Raw genomic sequence first — 20,969 nt, forward strand, 5'->3', positions numbered from 1 at the left:
TTGATAATATTCTATTAAACTTATTCTGAAAATGCCTTATACAACAGGACAAATGCTTTGTTTAAATTGATGTGAATCAACCTAATTCTTTGCTAGGTCATTTAACTAAAATAAATTAGATAAACTATATATTTCAATTATTTGTTAAATATTTTTAATGAGGTAAAATCGGACTTACTTGTGCACTTTAGTATATGATATTGAGGCAAATCCCATCAGCAATTAAGGATAAAATGGATGGAAATAGATGAAGAACTCACGCTAAAAAAAATTCAAATTTTTTTAGCTTTTATGCGATGTGGAAATTTGTCAAAAGCTGCTGTTGAAATGCAAATTAGCAATGTGAGTGTACATAAAGCATTACATTCTCTAGAAAACGCATTACGTTGTCCTTTGTTTAAAAATGAAGGCCGAAATTTAATTCCTTTAAAAAGTGCTTATGTACTTGAAGAAAATTCAAAAAAAATTGTTCAAGATATTGTCACTACAGTCAATAAAACACGAGAAGCTGCTGGATTTGCAGCCAAAATCTTTCATTTAGGTTCTTTGTATTCTCTAACCGTGACAACTTTGCCAAGTATCATTAGTGGAGTAAAACTTAGACGCGGTGAATTAGATATTCAGCTTTTGCTGAGTTCCAATATCGACTTAATAAAAAAGCTAAAAGAAACAGAATTGGATGCGATTATTGTCGCGCTCAATGAAACTACTTCTGGTCAAGAATTCGAACATTTACCGATGTTTGAAGATGAGATCTTTTTAGCAGTTCATAAAGACTCCAAGTATGTGGGCTATGATGAAATTGATTTAAGTCAGCTTAAAGATGAAACTTTTTTGACATTGGCAAAAGGTTTTGCAACACGGAGTGATAGTGATATTGTGTTTGAAAAAGCAAATATTGATCCCAAAGTTTTCTTGCAAGTTTCTGATATTTTTACATTAATTAGCATGGTTAATTCGGGTGTTGGCTTTGCTTTATTACCTGGACGAATTTCATCGATTTATGAAAGCTCAGTCAAATTAATTCGATTAAAACGGGAGTATCAAATCAAGCAAGAAATTGGTTTGGTCTTTTTAAAAAGTAAGGAGCGCGATCCGAATTTATTGGCACTTATTGCTGAATGCCGTATGTTTACGCAAAAATATAATGCATTAAATGCTAAAAAAGGTAATTCTCCATTTTAAAGAGAATTACCTTTTCTATTATGTGATGATTAACCGACTAACAATTTTACGCATAAGAATAAAATAGTCGGTCCCATTAAGCAGCCCAAACCTGTGTGGAAGGTTGCAGTTAATGCACCATAAGGCACTAAACGGCGATCTGTTGCAGCCAATCCTGCTGATACCCCACTTACAGTTCCAGCCAAACCACCAAAAATCATGGCTGAACGTGGATTATCTAAGCCCATAAATTTTGCAGTCATTGGTGTAGAGATCATGACACAAATCGCTTTCACCAAACCTGTAGCAATCGATAATGCCATTACTTCTGAGCTTGCACCAATTGCCGCACCTGTAACTGGTCCAACAATATAAGTAACCGCACCCGCACCAATAGTGGTAATGCTGACTGCATCGCGATAACCAAAGATCCACGCAAAAATACAGCCGACGATGAAAGGAAAAATCGTGCCTAAAAACAGTGCCAATACGCCAATAAAACCCGCTTTTTTCGCTTCGGTCGCTTGAACTTCAAATGCCGTTGCAACAATGGCAAAGTCACGTAACATGGCCCCGCCCATCAAGCCAATTCCTGTAAACAAAGCGATGTCTGTGATCCCTTTCTGTCCGCCCGTTACACTACCGCCGATGTAGGCTAGAATTAGACCAATTACAATGGCAATGGCTGAAGCATGTACACGACCTTTGGTTAAATATTTAGACAGCTTGGTTGAAAGCCACATAATTAAGGCAACCAAAGCAAATGCTGTCACTAAACCTAAATGGGTTAAACCATCTAACATTAAATCAAACATGTGCTTTACCCCCTACTTCAACTGGACTGAATTCTTCTTCCTCCGGTAAAGGTTCGCCTTTGTTATAACGACTTAAGCCAGCAATTGTAAGCGTACATACAGCCACGGTAGTGATGGCTGCGAAGATAGCCATATGACCACTTGAAACTGCTGAAATTACATTCTGTTGCGCTGCCATTGCGACCACAATTGGAATATACATGGTGCCCCAAAACACCACACCTTTTTCTGTTTCAACAGTCATCAGTCCGCGTTTGTCCATCCAAATACGGATGAAAATAAGTAAAATCATGGCAATACCAACACCACCAACATTTGATTTCACACCAAACAACACACCTAACATATCGCCTACAACCACACCTACAAGTGTGCATAATGCGAGTAAACCAACGCCATAAATAATCATGGTAATTCCCTCATTTTCCTTGGGTTATTCCAATTTCAATTGTCCTTAATATCAATGTTCAACCAGCAATTAGTGCCTGTTGACGCATTGCAACTATCAGACTGTCTCTGCGTGTTGTTTGAAATGACAAAACGCTACCTTCTTTAAAAACTTTTCTTGTAAGTCCGGTTAAAACTGAACCTGGTAAAACTTCGATTTGTAACCTTACGCCACGCTCCCATGCCGCCTGAACTGTGCTTTCCCAATCAATGGTTCGACACATGTTAAAAATTAAATCGTGTTTAATTTTTTCGCTTGCATGAATTAATCGCGCGGATGTACCACTCAAATATTTAAACTTTGCTGAATTTAATGGGATATTTTCCATCGCTTGAACCAACAGTTCTGCCTGCTCATCCAATAATTCACAATGGGATGGCACACTGACATTTAATTTTTTAGCAGTCGCTCCCTGATTTTTCGCAATATCGACGACTTGTTGCATCGCTTGTTCTGAACCAGAAATCACAATCTGGTTCGCGGCATTGATATTTGCGAGATAAACCTTCCCTATTTGTTGATAAACCTCGGCAACCCATCGTTTCACTTGTGACTTATCGGCATTCATAATCGCAGTCATGCCATAACCAGCAGGATAAGCCTCTTGCATGAGCCGTCCACGCAATGATACCAACTGCAAACCTTGTTCAAAGCTATAAACGCCTGCCACGGCTGCCGCTGTCCATGCGCCGATCGATAATCCTGCGACATATTCAGGTTGTACCTGTTCATCCAGTAAAATTGAAGAACTGATATAACCTGCAAGATACAAACACAGTTGTACTGCCTCAGTTGAACGTAGTGCTTCTGGTTGATCCAAGGTGAGTACATCATGCTGCAAAGCCACAGAAGCCCTATCTAAATAATGTCGCACCAAAGGATGTTCAGGTAAGTCATGAAGCATGTTGACTTTTTGAGCGCCTTGTCCCGGATATACCCACATCGTACTCATATGAATTCCTTTTATTGCCAAGGGTTTTCGACTAACACCGCAGCATGGCTAGATTTAAGCAAAATTTTACTTGAACCCCTTGCCCACTCTTTCAATGCCACACCACCATGTGGCGTTTGTAACTGCACATCCACCTTTTCTGTCGTTTCTTCCAATTGAATCAACATCTGATGCGCAAGCTGTTTATCCAAATAATTTGGCATTCGAATGATTAAATCGATATCACTCTGTGCATGTACAACTCGAATACCTGTGGCAAGCTCAAAACCAACACTGCCTGCATAGCCCCATTGCACTGCAAAGTATTCCATCACATTTGCAATACCGACTAAGCGCTGTTGCAAATGTGGAAATGCTTGTAAATCAATATTCAGCACCTGCTCTGGGCTTACACAACGAATAATCGCTGCTTTTGGCATTTGTGTGGCATAACGTTGATGACGCGCCTTGCCACGTATCCCTACGGCAACCATCGATGAATCACTAATGGCTCTTCGCACCACCACTGGATGTCCAGCTTGCATGGCTTCTATTGCCCATATAGGTGCTGAACCGTCAAGCTGCTCTACCGTCATCCCCCATAACAAATCATGGGCTTGCAGGGCTTTCATACTGTTACCAGTCCGCAGCCAAGCGATCGCGGACTAATTTGGATGCTTGCCGATTTACGCCATGCAAACGATTTTCTAGTCCAACAGCACCTTGTTGCTGTACCTCAATAATTGCTTGCTCAATGCGTTGCTGAACTTGTGCAACATCTGTATCAGTAGGTTGGATGGGATTGGATACTGTTAAAATATCTGTCAGTAAACCCAAACTCGAATAGCTTTCAATGTCATAGGCCATTGGTGGAATACTGGCAGCCAATTTTTCTAACTCGTCAACAGAACGTAAAGTCACACGAGCAGCCGACTCTTTGCCCATCGCATGTACCATGACTCCTTCATCATTAAGGGCAAAAATACGATTGGCCTGATAACCATGTGCAAGAAAAGCACCAGACATCGATTTGCCTACCAGCAGGCTGATCACGGGATGTTTGGCTAATCGCGCTCTAGCATAACTATCGACAGCACCAGCTAAAGCCAGATAAATCCCAAGCACTTCTTCACGTCGACCATAAGCCTGACTCGGTACATCCACCACACAAATAATGGCGCGCTTAGACTCAAGCTCACGGTCTTGTTGAATCACATCATCAACCGCTTTGGCCAAAGTCCAACCTTCTAATACACCCACCTCACCGTTACGGGCACGTGGATACACATTTTCTGCATTCGGTACAACTGCAATGACACGAACAGCCTGTTGCTGAAAATGACCATCTGCAACCAAAACAGAATCGGTATATTGTTTAACTTGGCTACAATCCTTCGTCAGTGCATGAAACCAATTTAAGCCACGCACTGAAGTGTTGTGATCAATATCATGACTCATGATGACGCTCCTTGATAAAGTGCTTGTACTTGCTCTGGTGTCAATTGTTCAGCAGTATCAATATTTTCTAGACGTGGCAAATAAAACTGATAATTTGTACTACGATGTAACTGTGGTACACCTTGGGTCATAAAATCTTGAACTTGCTGTTTAATTTGATCACGATTATCCTCAACAAAACTGTCAATCATGGCACTGGCTGAGCGTTGTTGCCCACCTGTGATGCTCCAAATAAAGGGACGGTCTTTCGAGTCGTACTCTTGAACACCGGCTTCTTGTTCAATGACTTGTGGGCCATTCAGCCCAAGACGACCTTCTTGCGTCATGATTAAATAACTGCATAATCCCGCGGCAATTGACATGCCACCAAAGCATCCTACACTGCCTGCAACCACACCAATCACGGGACGATACTGGCGTAAATCTACAATTGCGGCATGAATTTCAGCAATCGCCGCCAAGCCTAAATTGGCTTCTTGTAAACGCACACCGCCTGTTTCAAGCAACAAAATCGCGGTGGTTGGAATTCCTTTGCGGTTATCTTCAGCCGCCAGTTCTAATGCACCAGCGATTTTTGCGCCACCGACCTCTCCCAGACTTCCGCCCTGAAAAAGACCTTCAATTGAAATCACGACCACAGGTTGTTGTTGGATAACGCCTTTGGCCACCACCACACCATCATCCGCTTGGGGAACGATATTTTGTTTCATCAACCACGGTGACATGATTCGTGCAAAAGGATCTAATAATTCACGGAAGCTATTTTCATCTAAAAGCGCTTTGACACGTTCACGTGCATTCAGTTCAATAAAGCTGGGCTTATTGAGTAACATTGCTAAATCAGCCACGGTTCACCTCTTCTAATGCTTGTTCAAAACGTAAACGCACCACACCTGGTGTTGCACCAAAGTCATGAATATCTGCATGGACTGCAGGGGGAGTTTGCGCACTGAACATGCGTTCAAATAAGTTTTTCCAACGTTGCGAACTTCCATCCACAGAGGTCACCACTTGAATGGTTATTTTTTCTGTTTGATTCGGTTGCATTAATATTTCAAGGTCGCCTGAACCGACGCAACCGACCAAAGCTTGTCTGGTTGGTGCGGCGCTTGCAGGAAACTCAAAATTCAGTATTTCCATTACTTTTCTTCCTATTTATTTTGAATTAAAGTTGTTCAACACGGTCAAGAAATAAAGTCGCCGCCAATAAATCAGCGACTCCTCCTGGGGAAGCATTCAAACGCATTAAATCTATTTCTAAGAACTGTAATGCACGCTTTCCTGTATCCGTGGCATATCCCCCTAATTCGAGTACATATTTCGCACCCTTTTGCATGCGCTTTAAACCTAATTCGCCCGAACGATACAACACACAGGTATCTTTTAGCGTGGCCATCATTGCAAGTAGACTGTCTACTCGCGCTGCGACTTCAGGATGATACTGCGCACGACTGGCGCGTAACTGGGGTAATCCAAAATGCATAATCACTGGAAAACCCTGTTGTGCTTGAAGCTTAGCACCACCTGCACCATATTTTTTCTGTACAAATTGACCATGACTTTCAGTCTGTTCGGGAATAAATCGGTCTTCTAAACAGGCAATTTCTGCTGCAAGTTGACAAATCTCTGCTGCTTTAATGGTTTTTGCTTTTTGGCTATTTAAGGCTGTTGCTGTAACCAATAAACCCAAAGCCCAAATTGCACCACGATGTGTATTAACTCCTTGCGTTTCCGCCAACATCACAGCTTCGCCATCACGGCCAATTTGCCCAATCGCTTCACGCAAACGTTGTGAAACAGTGCCCTGTTCAAAAGCAACTTGAGCCATTGCCTCAAACATTGGTTTTAGGCTTTGAGCTGAGCGCTCCATCAGTTCTAGCGTTAAATCATGATGTGCACCATTGCCTCTACGATCGACCAATGCCGGTTTCGGGGTCAAATTCACTTCATCCATTAACGCATCGACAGCGCATTCAGCTAAAAAACTGCAATAGTGCCGTGTCTGATTTTGTACAAATGCATTCATTACCAGCTCCTGAATTTTGCAGGTGGTTGATATAAACCATCAGACCATGCCACCAAGTCACTGATACTTTTTGCAGCCAACCATTCACGAGTTGCATCTGTACGACGAATGCCCAAATCTTCTGGGAAGACCACCAGACCATCTTGTCTTAAACGTTCTGTGGTTTTAGGGTCTTGCTTAAGCCCAATTTCTGTCACGCCTGCAACTGCAGCAATCATTTCTTCCCGTTCTTGTAAGCTGCTGGCTTTATACAAGTAGGCGATGCCCTCTTCAGTCAATAAATGGGTGACATCATCACCATAAATCATGATCGGGGCTAAAGGCATATTGGATTTTTTAGCCACCTCTACTGCATCTAAAGTTTCTACAAAAGTCGGTTTACCGCCCTCTTGGAACGTTTCAACCATTTGCACCACAAGTTTTTTACCACGTGCTAAATAAGTATCTGTTTCAGTCGCACCCGATAAACGCATATCCAACCAAGCTGGTGTAGCATGACGACGACCGCGTGGATCATGTCCCATATTCGGTGCACCACCAAAACCTGCTAAACGACCTTTGGTGACTGTGGATGAATGGCCTTGACCATCGACTTGTAAGGTCGCTCCAATAAACAGATCAACCGCATATTGCCCCGCGAGCTGACACATCATCCGGTTAGAGCGTAAGGAACCATCACGGCCAGTGAAGAAGATATCTGGACGAGCTGCAACATATTTTTCCATGCCCAGTTCTGTACCGAAACAATGCACACTTTCGACCCAACCTGATTCGATTGCAGGAATTAATGTCGGATGTGGATTTAAGGTCCAATTGCGGCAAATTTTGCCTTTTAAACCTAATGACTCACCATAAGTCGGTAAAATCAGTTCAATTGCAGCGGTATTAAAGCCAATCCCATGATTCAGTGATTGCACATTGTGACGTTCGTAAATACCACGAATAGCCATCATCGCCATCAGTACGTGCATAGAGGTAATATGCTTTGGATCACGGGTAAAAAGCGGTTCGATATAAAAAGGTTTGTCTGCCACCACCACAAAATCGACCCATGAGGCAGGAATATCGACACGTGGTAAATCGGTAACATCATCAACCAGCTCATTAACCTGCACAATCACAATGCCATCGCTGAATGCAGCAGGTTCAATCAATGCAGGCGTATCTTCTGTACTCGGGCCTGTATAAATGTTGCCATGACGATCGGCTTTAAAGCCTGCGGATAACACGACATTTGGAATCAAGTCGACCAATAAACGTGAATACAATTCGATATAGGTATGAATTGCCCCCACTTCCAGTAAACCATCTTCAAGCAATTGGCTAATACGTAAGCTTTGTGTGCCTGCAAAAGAGAAATCTAATTTTTTAGCGATACCTTTTTCAAATAAATCGAGATGTTCAGAACGACCGACACTCGGCATAATCATATGCAAATTGTTTAAAACATTAGGATTGGTTTGTGCCAATGAGCGCGATAAAAAATCAGCCTGCTTTTGATTATTACCTTCTAACACGACACGATCACCCGGAGTGATGAGGGTTTCCAACACCTTAATAATATCCTGAGTCGGAATCACCACCCCATCTGTATACTGACGTGCCTGATCAATTTTTAACTGTTTTCTCTGATGGCGTGTATCCCACTTACGCTCTTCGTGCTGAACAGAACCTTCCATGTCATTATCCTAGTTTTGTATTGTGGTCTAAGTCTATAAAAGCGTTTTATTGGAGATTGATCAATCAACCTTGAATCACTTTCATTAACTTGAAGTTAATACAAATTTTGGACATTAATATGAATATCCGTATTTTTAAAACCATGAGGATTATTTAAATTCAGGAAATTTGATAGGGAAATAAACAACAACATTTCATCCTCATTGAGGACAACTTAAGGGTGAGCGGGTAAAAAATGATTTGCTATCATCCACAAAAAATTTAGATTTTTATACTGTAAAAATGAATTTAAGAGATCAAATTAAAGGAAAATGATGAATCAGATATGCGCGAAATATAAGTTCATTCGCATATCCAAGACTAAAGTCTACCTCATTTCATTCTTATTAAAGTTCAAGAGTGTGAACCTAAAAAATGGCATTTACCCTATTCAGTATTTTAATCAACATAATGTCTTAGATCACGCTTGTAGATATCGTCAATTTTATCTAATACGTCCTTTTATCATTCGCCACATAATAAAAAATACCTGCCAGTATTTAACCAGCAGGTATTCATTTCTTTAAGTGTGTATGGATTATTAATACTCTATTTTTCTAAAGCATAGGCAATCACATAATCACCATGATCTGGAGATTGACGTGCACCACCTGCAGAAATAACAACGTACTGTTTTCCAGTTTTAGGCGAAACATAACTGATCGGTGTGCCTTGACTACCAACAGGTAAACGTGATTTCCACAGTTCTTGACCATTTGATGAATTAAATGCTCTCAAATAGTAATCTTGAGTTGCAGCGAAGAAGACTAAACCACCTTGTGTCGCCATTGGCCCTCCAATGGTTGGCATACCAATTGGTGCTTTCATCATCATTTTAATTCCCATCGGGCCAGTGTCTTGAACTGTGCCTAATGGAACTTGCCATGCAATTTGACGCGTAGTCATATCAATCGCGGTCATGGTTCCAAAAGGCGGTTTTTGACATGGAATACCCAAAACAGACATAAATCGGTTTTTATTCACTTTATATGGTGTTCCATTCATCGGCACAGCGCCCATGCCTGTATTGACCTTTTCACCACCATCTGCTTGAATCTTGAGGTCTTCTGGCGTCTGTTTAATCAGTTGAATCCATAAACCTAAGCGCATATCGTTCACAAACATGTAACGATGCGTCGGATCAAATGCAATACTTCCCCAATTCATTCCACCTAAAGAACCTGGGAAACTGAGTGAAACATCTGTACCAGGTGCTGTAAATAAACCATCGTAACGCATTGATTTAAAGTTAATACGGCACATCAACTGATCAAATGGCGTGGCACCCCACATATCTGATTCAGTTATCGTTTGATTACCAATTTGTGGCATTTCAACGGAACGTGGCTGTGTTGCACTATATTGCTCATTTGGAATATCAGCAGGTTTAACAGGTTGTTCAATTACTTTGGTTAACGATTGACCTGTCACACGGTCAAGAACAAAAAACTGTCCAGACTTTGTCCCAATCACCACAGCGGGTTTCGTTGTTCCGTCTTTCATTGGAAAATCAACCAAACTTGGCTGCATAGGCAAATCAAAATCCCAAAGATCATTATGTACGGTTTGATAAACCCACTTTTCTTTACCTGTGGTCGCATCTAAAGCCAACACAGATGTATTGTATTTATGATCAATCGATTGACGGTTTCCACCCCATACATCGACAGATGAACTACCCATAGGTAAAAATACGGTATTCATTTGTGGATCATAAGACATCGCGGCCCAAGAATTCGCAGAACTTCGTTTGTAAATTTCACCCGGTTTTAATACATAATTAGGATCTGGATTACGGGGATCAAACGCCCAACGTAATTTACCTGTAATGACATCGTATGCACGAATTACACCACCTGGCATATCTGCTGCTACGTTATCTGCAATACGACTGCCAACCACAATGGTTGTACCCGCAATCGTTGGCGCTGAAGTTACCTCAAAACGTGGAGCTGCTGTTCCAGCACCCAAACCTTCAAGTAAGTTTACAGTTCCATTCACACCGAAGTCTTTACAACGCTCACCGGTATCGGCATTTACTGCAATTAAACGACCATCTGGAGTATTGGTATAGACACGACGCGGACAAACAGTATTACTGGCCACCGAAGTGACTGGAGTAGAACCAACTAAAGTGGGTTGTACCAAGGCTTGAGTAGAATCAAAATAGGCAACACCTCGACAGCGCTCCCAAGCATCAGCTTTTGAGTTGACTTCAGCTTTCCAAAGTTGCTTACCTGTATCGGTATCTAGTGCAAAAATATTGTTATGTGGTGTACAAATAAAAACTTTATCTCCCACTTGTAAGGGAGTGACTTGGTCTTCAGCCCCATTACCCGAACCCGTGGTCAAATCGCCAGTTTGGAAACGCCAAACTTCTTTTAAATCTTTTACGTTATTACGATTAATTTGATCTAATGCAGCAAAACGACTACCTCCAGCATCGCCGCCATAATGTTCCCAATTTACCTGCTTCTTAGCAGGATCTACAGGAACCAAAGGCAACTCCTGACCAGATGCAGCGACAGTTGGATGCGGTTGGAACATTTGATAAAAACCAATCAACATGCCAACCACTACAACACTTGCAACACCATAAGCGGGTAATGAAATACTACTTTGATACTGATAACGACGAATGGATGGTAGCGTGAACATCAAAGCTGCAAATAAACCAGCAGGAAACATCAGACGAGAAAATAATGCCCAAAAATCCCAACCAGCATCAACCCATGCCCAAATCAGTGTTCCTACAAAAACCAAAGCAAAAAGTGCAACACCAAGGGCTTTCTTTTTAAAGATAAAAAATGCAGAAACAGCGGTAAAAATACCTGCAATTAAAAAGTACCATGAACCACCTAGGCTCACTAACTTTCCACCGCCAACGATATAAAATAAGCCCGTCAGTAATAAGGCAAGACCCAAGATAAAACACCATATCTTAAATATGGTTTGGGTTTTAGGGGATCGTTCAGACATGAATTTTACTCCAGCAATCACAACATGTATAAATGAAAAGTCTTTCAAACTTATTCAAAAAATATGTTCTATATAAACGTTTTCAGCTAGAGCGATAAAATCGTCCTAGCTGTTAAAATTGTGTAAAAACTTTTAATTAGATCAATTCTTCAGATTAAAAGTTTGCCCGCATCGTTAAGCCTGCCACCCATGCATCATCGACTTCTTTTACGCCAGCAGGTTGGTGAATATATTGGATATTGGGTCTAAGCATGATTGCTGGAGACCATTGATAGCTATAGTTTAATTCAACATTGAGTTCATCTCTTTGTACAGGAATATAGTTTCCTGCCAAGGCATCATATTGATCATACCCATTACTTTGATTGATCTCGATTTGGCGATCTCTTGCGCGTTCATTCACGACGTAATTTGCAAATCCCAAACCGACTGAATCGTTCGGACGATAATCTAAAAGACCTTTATACCAAAATGCTATTTGTTGCGTGCTTTGTACCGCTGTAGTGGCTTTATCATTGACCACCGCATTCACACTCATGAATAAACCACGTTTAGGATCATTGTCATATTGCGTTAATTGTTGTTGAGCATTCACCCAAAAACTGTATTTTCCATCATGGATTTTATCCACCGTTTTCACATCATTGGCTTCTGCGGTTGAATACAATCCGCCAATTTTATATTCACCTTGTAAGCCATCAAATGCGGCAAGTTTCGGTTTCCAAATCAGTTCTACAGGAATGGTGGCACCTTTGACATTATTCATATCAAGATTAAAACCATCACTATCGGATTGGGTTTTCACGTTATCTGGATTGACTTCGTATACACCAACACCCAGTGTCCATTCAGGTGAAAATTGATATTTGACATTTGCGCCCCATAAACTAACTGGCCAGTTGTACCAAATTGAGCCAATCGATTTACCTAACTGTCCACCACATAACAATAAATTTTGGAATTCACATTGCGAACCATTAAAGTCATCTGACATGCCCATACGACCAATTTTGAACTGTATCGTATTGTCAGCAAAACCTGTTTTTACCCATGCTTGTGTTAAACGCCAGATTTTTCCACGCCCATAAATTTCTTGGCTATTGCCCAATGCACTTGAACGTGGATCTTTAATACTTTCCAAAGTTAAGGCATTACCATCACGTTTGGTGATCATAATGGCCGCTGTGGTATCTTCCCAATCTGCAATTTTGCTTAAATCAAAGTTCGCACCTAACGTTAACTGTGCAGCATTTTTAAAGGTATTGTTGTCGTTATAACCACCTTCAAGATTGGTGGCGCCCTGACTCATGATTGCTGTGGTGAACTTATAACCCTGATCTTCAAGTTGCTTTCGCTCCCCATTCCAATCCCCCAAAAGCCATTGACGATCTTGTGACCAAAAGTCATTGGCACTGGCAAATGGGCTACCTAAAATAGCGACTGACAAAAAACTGAGTTTTAAAATTTTTTGCATAATAAATTATCCATTTTATATTTGAGAAACCGACGCTATTGGGGCTTCTCATACTTTCATTATTTTATTTAATTTGAACTGCCGAGCTAAGTTCAGAGCTAGCACCATGACGATCCGTGATATTTGCCGTTAATGAACCCACGTTTATTGGCGCTTTCCATGTTGTTTTTGCAACGCCATTTGCATCCGTTAAAATCACGACTGAACCTAAATAAAACTCAGCTTCTTGAGATTTAGCATCGCTGTTTCCAAAAAACTCGACTTGATACCGTTGTTGTGGATTTCCTTGAACGGAAACAACTATTTGCCCTTTATTCACGCTTAATTGAGGTGCTTTTATTGCTTGATTGGGAACGGCATTACAGTCCTTTTCATTGGCTTGAGTGCAGGTTTTTTGCAGGTTTTTGGGGTCAATAATGACACCACCACCACGCGAACCGACAAATTCTGCATGTTCCAGTGCAGGTACACCAAAGACAATGGCACCTAAACGCTGATTCGGTACACATGAACCACCCGCTTCACAGCGTTTAATATCTTTGACATTATTCCACACTTGGTTTTTAGTCAATGTGGTACGCGCATTGGCATCTTTTTCAGAACGAATTGCGATACCAATTCGGTTGCCATGAACTTTATTACTATCAAAAATATTTCCATCGCCCGTTAAGTTAAAACCGAGTGAGTTATTGGTTAGTTCGTTATAAGCGATGTAATTACGTTTACCCCAGTTAATTTGCAAACCATCAGAATAGTTTTCAAATTTATTGCCTACGACCGCATTGTCATTACCCCAAAGAATTTCAATGCCTTGTGATGGTTCTGGGTTGGCTTTAGTCGAAGTAAAAAGATTATTTGCGACCAAATTAAAAGCAGCGCCACGGGTTAACTCTAAACCATCACCATTGTCTACAAAGATGTTATTGAGCACTTTGTTGTTATTGGTGGTGGTTGAGGTTGGATTTCCCTTACCGTCATCACCCGTCAGCATGACACCCGAACCGCCATAATTATTACTAATCCGGTTATTTTGAATCAGGTTATTACTTGAACGATTTACCAATACCCCAATACAAAAACGATGGATATCTAAACCTTTGAGTGTCACCCCATTCACATCTTGCAGTACCAAACCCGGTAATGTTGTTGTTCTGACATTGGTTCCATATTGTTCAGGGTTTGCACCTGGACAGGCTTTAGCACCCTCACCTTTAATATAGTTTGAACCATCAATGGCAATGTATTCGCCTGTTTTTTCCCATTGTGTTCCAATAATTTTTACAGATGACTGAATGGGCGGCAAAGGTTGATCTACCTTAATGAAATAAGGTGCTTTGCCTACTGCTTGAATGAGAATTTCATTTTCTTGCGCTTTATTTGCATTCGATTGTTCAATGGCCCAACGTAATGAACCTTTGTTGCTATCATCTTGATAACGGTCTACGACATAAGTTTCTGCTGCTGCAAGTCCTGAAGCAACTAAACCTAAAGTTAGCGCGGTTAAACGCAATATATTTTTCATGGTCATTTCCTTGTCCAAAATTATGGTGTTGGTTGAACAGTTTTTAAAAGTTGTTTGAGTTGCGCCACATCAATTTGACCAGATGCTGAGGCTTCGCCAATCATGCCAAAACTCATACTACCGCCCATATTGGCTGTGGCAATTCGAGAAATTGTACCTAAACGGCCCATTGACATGGTCAATAGCGGTTTTTGACTGTGTTGACTCACATTTAAAGTGGCATTCATTAAAGTCATCACATCGTGTTTGGACTTCGGCATCACCGCAATTTTGAGTACGTCTGCACCTAATTGATCTTGTTTGAGTAGGCGTTGTTCAATCTCTTGCTGCGTCGGGGTTTTATCAAAATCGTGATTTGACATAATCACCAACACATTTTTTTGATGGGCCAATTTGGTCAATTTTTTAACGCTATTTTGCTCACGGAACATTTCAATGTCTAACAACTGCATAAATGGCTGTTTTAGATATTCGGTATAAATTTTCTCATATTCAGCATCAGACACTTTTAACTGGCCACCTTCATTCGCGGTACGAATCGTGGCAATTAACGGTTTATCTTTTAAAATTTGATTAAGTTGCTTACCCAATGTAATAACGGCTTTGTTATTCGATGCAAAATCAAGTAAATCAATTCTAAATTCAGCAATATCTGCATTTGGATTATCTGTAATCACTTTGGCTTGTGCTAAAGCTTGTTCGGCTGTTTTTGCAGTAATCGGTACAATCGTTTTAACTGGTAATTCACCAATATTGAGATTCTTAACGTGATAAATATGAGGAATTTTATTGTTATTTACGTTTTCTGCCTGTGCTGAAACAAAAGCAGTTGAAATTGAAGCTGCCAAACACATGTGTACGACTAATTTATTTAAATTCATGATTCTTCTTCCGTGTGATTCGGCAGTATAAAAATGACTGCCGAATATCCTGAATAGATTTTTTGGATTAAATATCCAAGAAAACAGTTTCTTTTTCGCCCTGAACATAAATATCAAAGCGGTAAACCACTTGGCCATCACGTTCTTCACGTTTAGCGATTAAAGTCTGACGACGCGGTTCCCATTCAATACTATTGAGTACAGGGTCTTTCGCATTTGCGTCCATTTCATCTTCAAAATAAACACGCGTATTTAGACCTGTATTGATGCCACGAGCAAAAATGATCAAGTTAATATGTGGCGCTTGAATCGAGGCTTTACGTCCAGGAACAGCGCCTGGCTTAATGGTGTCGAAATACCATACGCCTGTTTTAAAATCAGCGCCCGCACGTCCCCATCCATGAAATTTTTCATCGACAGGTTTATCTTGAAAATCCGCTTGGCTTGGGTAAACACCGTTTGCATCTGCTTGCCAAATTTCAACCAAGACATCACGTAACGGTACGCCAATGCCATCAAAAACCTGACCTTCTAAACGAATACGCTGACCTTGCGGATTATTTTTAAGCAAATCGTTATTAAAATTATTTTCAAAAACGTCAATGCCTGCTTGATTGGGCAACAATCCAATATGTACATACGGCCCACCTGTTTGAGATGGAGTCTCGTGTAATTCTTCAAATTTCCAAGCTTTCATACCTTTTACTCCATCTCTTAATGTAATTCGTTTTCGAAGTAAGTCGCACGACGTCCACGTAACGTAATATCAAAACGGTAACAACGACTGTCTGCTTCAATAAAATTACTTTTATCTTCTAAAGCAATCAGTGCACGACGTTGTTCGTCTGATGGAATGGTTTTTAAAATTGGACATGAATCAATCAGCGTGTCACCTTCAAAATAGAATTGTGAAATTAAACGCTGTGCCCAACCATCTGCAATCAATGAAAAGTGAATATGCGCAGGACGCCATTCATTAATACGGTTACGCCAAGGATATGGACCCGGTTTAATGGTACGGAAAATATAAAACCCATTTTCATCAGTCATCATGCGACCACAACCACCAAAGTTAGGATCGAGCGAACCAATAAATTGATCATTTGGATGACGATAACGGCCTGAAGCATTGGCTTGCCAAACTTCAAGTAATGCATTTTTTACTGGACGACCAAACTGATCACGCACATAACCATGCACAATCACACGCTCACCTACAGGTAAACCGGCTTTAGCACAGTTCAAAATCAAATCATTGTCTTTTGGCCCAAACTGATCTGCGGAAAAATGTGGTGCAGTGACTTCAGAAATAGTTTCACCAATAGCAATCAATGCATTTTTTGGTGAACGTAGCACACTGGTTTTATAGCCTGGCGTATATGCTGGCGGATGGTCATCGCTATTACGCTGTGCGTAAGCTCCCCAAATAATTTGAGACATGTGATCTCTCCTTTAAATTCCGAACTAATCCTTAACGATTTTTTCTGGCGCAATGCCCATTTCTTCAAAAATCTCTTCAGCCATGTGCATTGCGGCATTGGCAGCAGGCAAACCTGCATATAAAGAAGAATGAATAAACAGTTCTTTCAAATCGTCTTTGCTTACACCATTGTTGAAACAGGCGCGAATATGCATACGCAATTCATCATTGCGACCTAAGGCCAACAATATGGCGATAGTCACTAAACTACGGGTATGACGTGGCATACCTGGACGTGACCAGACTTCGCCCCATGCAAAACGGCTAATGAAATTTTGAAAATCTTCATTAAAATCATTTAAATTTTCTAAAGATCGTCCAACGTGCTTTTCGCCTAACACTTCGGTACGAACTTGAATGCCTTGTGTGTAACGTTCTTCATCGTTCATGAGTGATCTCGCTTAAGTTGCGTCGGTATGCGCAACAAATGATTTAATAAGAATGGCCAATGCAGCCGCTGTTGCTGGAATCAATAACATGCTAAGAATCGAGCTAAATGACCAATTGTTTCCAAGTAATACCGCACCAATCCATGCACCAAAGACTGCGCCAAAACGACCAATACCTGACATCCATGCCACACCTGTTGCACGGCACTGGGTTGGATAAAAACGAGTGCTGAGCACTGGCATTGCTGATTGCGCGCCATTTACAGCCATACCTGCACACAGAATGAAAACCGCCAGTAAGGTTGGATTCGCTAAACTTTGGCTGACAATGAAGGCAAAGATACCTGCGGCAAAATAGAAAGCAGCTATGACACGGTTTGGGTTAAAACGATCCATCGCCCATCCGACAAACAATGCACTGAGTACGCCACCAAACTGGAATAGTCCGCCAATAAAGGCTGCGCGTTCCATCGTTGCGCCTGTTTCACGCATTAATGTCGGTAACCAACTGGTGAGTAGGTAAATAATCACGAGACCCATGAAATAGGTGAACCAAAGTAAAAATGTCCCTTTGGCATATTTTTTTGAAAACAAGATGCCAAATACACCTTTTTTCTGATTATTCTCAGCATTTTCTTCTGGAACGTAGAATGCTGTTGCATGCGCCGCTTTTTGTGGGGCAATACGGGTTAAAATTTGTTTAACTTTTTCGGTTTTATTGCCTTTTATAATGAGGTAGCGATAAGACTCAGGCAAAAAGAAAATCACCACAAACATCAAAATCAGCGGAGACCAACCACCGACTAAAAATAGGCTGTGCCAACCATAATTTGGAATTAACCAGCTACTAAAGAATCCACCAACAGCCATACCAAGGTTATAGCCGCAAAACATACAAGTAACCAATAACGAACGACTACGTGCAGGACAATATTCAGAAAATAAAGTCGTAGCATTAGGCATGGCTGCGCCTAAACCAATTCCCGTTAAAAAGCGGAAGATGACTAAGCTATCCAAATCACTTGCATAAGCACAAGCCAAAGTAAAACCACCAAAAATTAACATGGAGGTGGCTAAAACAATTTTTCGTCCAAAGCGGTCAGCTAAAGGGCCTGAAAATAAAGCACCAAAAATCATGCCACCCAAGGCAGCACTCATCACAGGGCCAAGTTGTGAACGGTCAATTCCCCAATCTTGAGCAAGCGCTGGAGCAATAAATCCCATCGCTGCGGTATCAATACCATCTACAAAAACAATCAGAAAACAAACGATTGCAATCAACCATTGATATTTGCTGATCGGTGATTCATTGATTAATGCTTGTGCATCAATTCCTGATTTTTGCGTATAACTATCCTGAGACGCCATGTTTGCCTCCTAAGGCCAAATCCTTTTATGAATAACTTTTATTGAATCTTCTGGATGAATTTTTCTAAGACATGAGAAAATTCATCTGGAGCTTCAATATTTGATAAATGAGATGCCTCTAAACCGACTAGCTCACTTTTTTGTACATGTTGTTGAATCAATTCACCATCTTCTACTGTAGTCACAGGGTCTTTTAAGCCACAAATCACTAAAGTTGGAATTTTAATTTCAGGTAATTCATGGCGCACATCGGCATATGCCAAAGCACGACACGCATTGGCATAACCTTTGGGCTGGGTTGTGGCTAAACTTTGAATCGCTTGTTGTGCCAACGCATTATTTTCATAATCAAACTTGTCACTAAACCAACGCGTATGCGTGGTTTTGACCAAATCAGATAAACCATTTTGTTCAACGGCATCAGCACGGTTCGTCCATGCATCAGCCTGACCAATTTTTGCAGCGGAATTTGCAACTGTAATAGATTTAAAACGATCAGCAGCATTAATTCCTAACCACAGTGCAGTAATTCCACCCATCGAAATACCACAAAAATGTGCTTTTTCAATGTTTAAAGCATCCATGATATCAATCACATCTTCGCCTAAATTGGCCAAACTTGTGTTATCAATCACATCACTTTTGCCATGACCACGTGTGTCATAACGAATCACTTGATAGTTTTCTTTAAAATATGCAGCTTGTGGATCCCACATGCCTTTATCTGTACCTAAAGAATTAGAAAAGATAATGGCGGGTGCATCTTTAGATCCATCAACCTGTATAGATAAGGTTTTTCCTTGTCGATTGGTTATCGTGTTGATCACTTTACCTCTCCTTTTGCATCTTTAAGTACAGCATCAATTTGATTTTGTATATTTCCTAGATATGATTCTGGTTTAAAGATCTGCTGTAATTGCTCACGATTAAAATATTGCTGAACCTGTTCTATTTCACAAACAACCGCGTATAAATGGCGCTGCTCTGCAACAGCTTGTTTACATGCTTGCTCAACCAAGTGATGGGCATTTAAACGACCAATTTTAGGTGCCAATGCCATCATCACCGCTTCCGCCATAATTAAACCTTGCGTGGTTTCAATATTGCGCTGCATGTTTTGAGCATTGACTTCTAGCCCTTGTAGCACCTCAACAGTACGTTCTAATGAGCCTGCACAAAGATTAAAAATATCAGGTAACGCCAACCATTCCGCATGCCAAGAACCGAGACTACGTTCATGCTCTTGCACCATACTTTGATAAATACTCGACATCAGTGCAGGTACACGGTTAGCTGCTGCCAATATAGATGCTGCGGCTACAGGATTACGCTTATGCGGCATGGTGGATGAACCACCACGACCTTTTGCTGTTGGTTCAAAGACTTCAGCAATTTCTGTTTGCATCATCAATGACCAATCACGCGCCATTTTTCCTGTATTTCCCACAACAATAGCCAGAAAGTTTGCAATTTCAACAATACGATCCCGCTCGCCATGCCACGTACAGGTTGCAGTACTCAAGTTAAGTTGAATGGCATAAGCTTCAACTACTTCTGACCCTTGATCTAACAGTGAAGCCAATGATCCCACTGCACCACCGAGTTGAGCGGTCAGCACGCGACTTTTCATTTGCTCTAAACGCTCTAAATCACGTTTAAAACTATCTGCCCAACGTGCAGCTTTATGACCAAACGTAATCGGCAAACCTTGTTGTAGCCACGTTCTTCCCATCATGACTTGATCACGATATTTTTCGGTCAGTTCAATCGCTGCTGCATAAGCATTATTTAATTGAACTTCGATAATGGTTAAAGCATCTCGCGCCTGTAAAATACACGCTGTATCCAGAATATCTTGACTGGTTGCACCCCAATGTACATAACGGGCTGCATCTTCATCGACTGCTTTAATGGCGGCAGTGAGCTGTTTTACAAATGGAATTGCGATATTGCCTGCTAGTCCTGCTGCTGTTGCAAGACTCTCAAAATTAATTGTTTGAATGCCTTGAGCATCTGCAACATCAGCAATGATTGCCGCAGCAGATTCTGGAATTACACCCACTTGCGCTTGTGCTTTTGCTAAAGCCACTTCAGCTTGAATCATGTATTTAAGCAAAGCCTGATCACTGAAGATTTCAGTCACCTCTGCTTGGTAAAATAAACTCGCATATAAGTGGCTCATGACAATATTCCTTTACCTAAACGCGTTGAATAATGAGCGCGATGCCTTGACCGACCCCGATACACATCGAACACAAGGCGTAAGTTCCACCCGTTGCCTCCAACTGATTCAATGCCGTGGTGACCAAACGCGC

Annotated in this window: 21 protein-coding genes; 1 reads left to right on the forward strand and 20 read right to left on the reverse strand. The window is 41.1% G+C overall.

Annotated features, from left to right (window positions below):
* Positions 1-237: 237 nt before the first annotated feature.
* Entirely contained in the window at positions 238-1,185 is a 948-nt protein-coding gene (locus tag GA0116959_RS12960) for a LysR substrate-binding domain-containing protein (protein ID WP_092721036.1), read from the forward strand.
* A 29-nt stretch (positions 1,186-1,214) separates the two neighbouring features.
* On the opposite strand, the gene madM is transcribed toward GA0116959_RS12960, so the two are convergent.
* The 20 genes from madM to GA0116959_RS13060 all read right to left on the reverse strand — a co-directional run.
* Positions 1,215-1,979 (reverse strand): malonate transporter subunit MadM, encoded by a 765-nt coding sequence (gene madM, locus GA0116959_RS12965; protein ID WP_092721037.1) that lies wholly within the window; start codon positions 1,977-1,979, stop codon positions 1,215-1,217.
* Positions 1,972-2,388 carry a malonate transporter subunit MadL gene (madL, locus tag GA0116959_RS12970; protein ID WP_092721038.1) on the reverse strand — a complete coding sequence of 139 codons (417 nt, stop codon included), beginning with the start codon at positions 2,386-2,388 and terminating at the stop codon, positions 1,972-1,974. The genes madM and madL overlap by 8 nt, the downstream gene beginning before the upstream one ends.
* 58 nt (positions 2,389-2,446) lie before the next feature.
* Positions 2,447-3,379: a malonate decarboxylase subunit epsilon gene (gene mdcH / locus GA0116959_RS12975; protein WP_092721039.1), complete on the reverse strand. Its 933-nt coding sequence runs from the start codon at positions 3,377-3,379 to the stop codon at positions 2,447-2,449.
* A gap of 11 nt (positions 3,380-3,390) precedes the next feature.
* The gene (locus GA0116959_RS12980) at positions 3,391-3,990 is read right to left on the reverse strand and encodes a malonate decarboxylase holo-ACP synthase (protein WP_092721040.1); all 600 of its coding nucleotides are present in this window, start codon (positions 3,988-3,990) and stop codon (positions 3,391-3,393) included.
* 4 nt (positions 3,991-3,994) lie between these two features.
* Complete coding sequence (gene mdcE, locus GA0116959_RS12985) at positions 3,995-4,816, reverse strand: biotin-independent malonate decarboxylase subunit gamma (RefSeq protein ID WP_092721041.1); 822 nt, start codon at positions 4,814-4,816, stop codon at positions 3,995-3,997.
* Complete coding sequence (locus tag GA0116959_RS12990) at positions 4,813-5,649, reverse strand: biotin-independent malonate decarboxylase subunit beta (protein WP_425304210.1); 837 nt, start codon at positions 5,647-5,649, stop codon at positions 4,813-4,815. Before GA0116959_RS12990 ends, mdcE begins: the two co-directional genes overlap by 4 nt.
* A 7-nt stretch (positions 5,650-5,656) precedes the next feature.
* Positions 5,657-5,956 (reverse strand): malonate decarboxylase subunit delta, encoded by a 300-nt coding sequence (locus GA0116959_RS12995; protein WP_092721043.1) that lies wholly within the window; start codon positions 5,954-5,956, stop codon positions 5,657-5,659.
* 25 nt (positions 5,957-5,981) lie between these two features.
* On the reverse strand, positions 5,982-6,842 hold the full coding sequence (locus GA0116959_RS13000) for a triphosphoribosyl-dephospho-CoA synthase (RefSeq protein WP_092721044.1): 861 nt from the start codon (positions 6,840-6,842) through the stop codon (positions 5,982-5,984).
* A complete protein-coding gene (mdcA, locus tag GA0116959_RS13005; protein ID WP_092721045.1) occupies positions 6,842-8,521 on the reverse strand; it encodes a malonate decarboxylase subunit alpha in 1,680 nt (559 codons plus the stop codon). Before mdcA ends, GA0116959_RS13000 begins: the two co-directional genes overlap by 1 nt.
* A gap of 589 nt (positions 8,522-9,110) precedes the next feature.
* Positions 9,111-11,540 carry a glucose/quinate/shikimate family membrane-bound PQQ-dependent dehydrogenase gene (locus tag GA0116959_RS13010; RefSeq protein WP_092721046.1) on the reverse strand — a complete coding sequence of 810 codons (2,430 nt, stop codon included), beginning with the start codon at positions 11,538-11,540 and terminating at the stop codon, positions 9,111-9,113.
* A 154-nt stretch (positions 11,541-11,694) separates the two neighbouring features.
* The gene (locus GA0116959_RS13015) at positions 11,695-13,014 is read right to left on the reverse strand and encodes a carbohydrate porin (protein ID WP_092721047.1); all 1,320 of its coding nucleotides are present in this window, start codon (positions 13,012-13,014) and stop codon (positions 11,695-11,697) included.
* 64 nt (positions 13,015-13,078) lie between these two features.
* Positions 13,079-14,536 carry a right-handed parallel beta-helix repeat-containing protein gene (locus GA0116959_RS13020; RefSeq protein WP_092721048.1) on the reverse strand — a complete coding sequence of 486 codons (1,458 nt, stop codon included), beginning with the start codon at positions 14,534-14,536 and terminating at the stop codon, positions 13,079-13,081.
* Between the two features lie 20 nt (positions 14,537-14,556).
* Positions 14,557-15,420 carry a type I 3-dehydroquinate dehydratase gene (gene aroD, locus GA0116959_RS13025; protein WP_092721057.1) on the reverse strand — a complete coding sequence of 288 codons (864 nt, stop codon included), beginning with the start codon at positions 15,418-15,420 and terminating at the stop codon, positions 14,557-14,559.
* A 64-nt stretch (positions 15,421-15,484) separates the two neighbouring features.
* The gene (gene pcaG, locus GA0116959_RS13030) at positions 15,485-16,114 is read right to left on the reverse strand and encodes a protocatechuate 3,4-dioxygenase subunit alpha (RefSeq protein WP_092721049.1); all 630 of its coding nucleotides are present in this window, start codon (positions 16,112-16,114) and stop codon (positions 15,485-15,487) included.
* A 17-nt stretch (positions 16,115-16,131) separates the two neighbouring features.
* The gene (gene pcaH / locus GA0116959_RS13035; protein ID WP_092721050.1) at positions 16,132-16,857 is read right to left on the reverse strand and encodes a protocatechuate 3,4-dioxygenase subunit beta; all 726 of its coding nucleotides are present in this window, start codon (positions 16,855-16,857) and stop codon (positions 16,132-16,134) included.
* Positions 16,858-16,881: 24 nt separating this feature from the next.
* A complete protein-coding gene (pcaC, locus tag GA0116959_RS13040) occupies positions 16,882-17,286 on the reverse strand; it encodes a 4-carboxymuconolactone decarboxylase (protein WP_092721051.1) in 405 nt (134 codons plus the stop codon).
* A gap of 12 nt (positions 17,287-17,298) precedes the next feature.
* Positions 17,299-18,654: a 4-hydroxybenzoate transporter PcaK gene (gene pcaK, locus GA0116959_RS13045; protein WP_092721052.1), complete on the reverse strand. Its 1,356-nt coding sequence runs from the start codon at positions 18,652-18,654 to the stop codon at positions 17,299-17,301.
* A 38-nt stretch (positions 18,655-18,692) separates the two neighbouring features.
* Positions 18,693-19,481 (reverse strand): 3-oxoadipate enol-lactonase, encoded by a 789-nt coding sequence (gene pcaD, locus GA0116959_RS13050; protein WP_092721053.1) that lies wholly within the window; start codon positions 19,479-19,481, stop codon positions 18,693-18,695.
* Entirely contained in the window at positions 19,478-20,836 is a 1,359-nt protein-coding gene (pcaB, locus tag GA0116959_RS13055) for a 3-carboxy-cis,cis-muconate cycloisomerase (RefSeq protein WP_092721054.1), read from the reverse strand. Before pcaB ends, pcaD begins: the two co-directional genes overlap by 4 nt.
* Before the next feature lie 16 nt (positions 20,837-20,852).
* Positions 20,853-20,969, reverse strand: a 117-nt coding sequence (locus GA0116959_RS13060; RefSeq protein WP_092721055.1) for a hypothetical protein, incomplete at its 5' end; no start/stop codon positions are given.

Source organism: Acinetobacter albensis (genome assembly GCF_900095025.1).
Taxonomy (GTDB): domain Bacteria; phylum Pseudomonadota; class Gammaproteobacteria; order Pseudomonadales; family Moraxellaceae; genus Acinetobacter; species Acinetobacter albensis.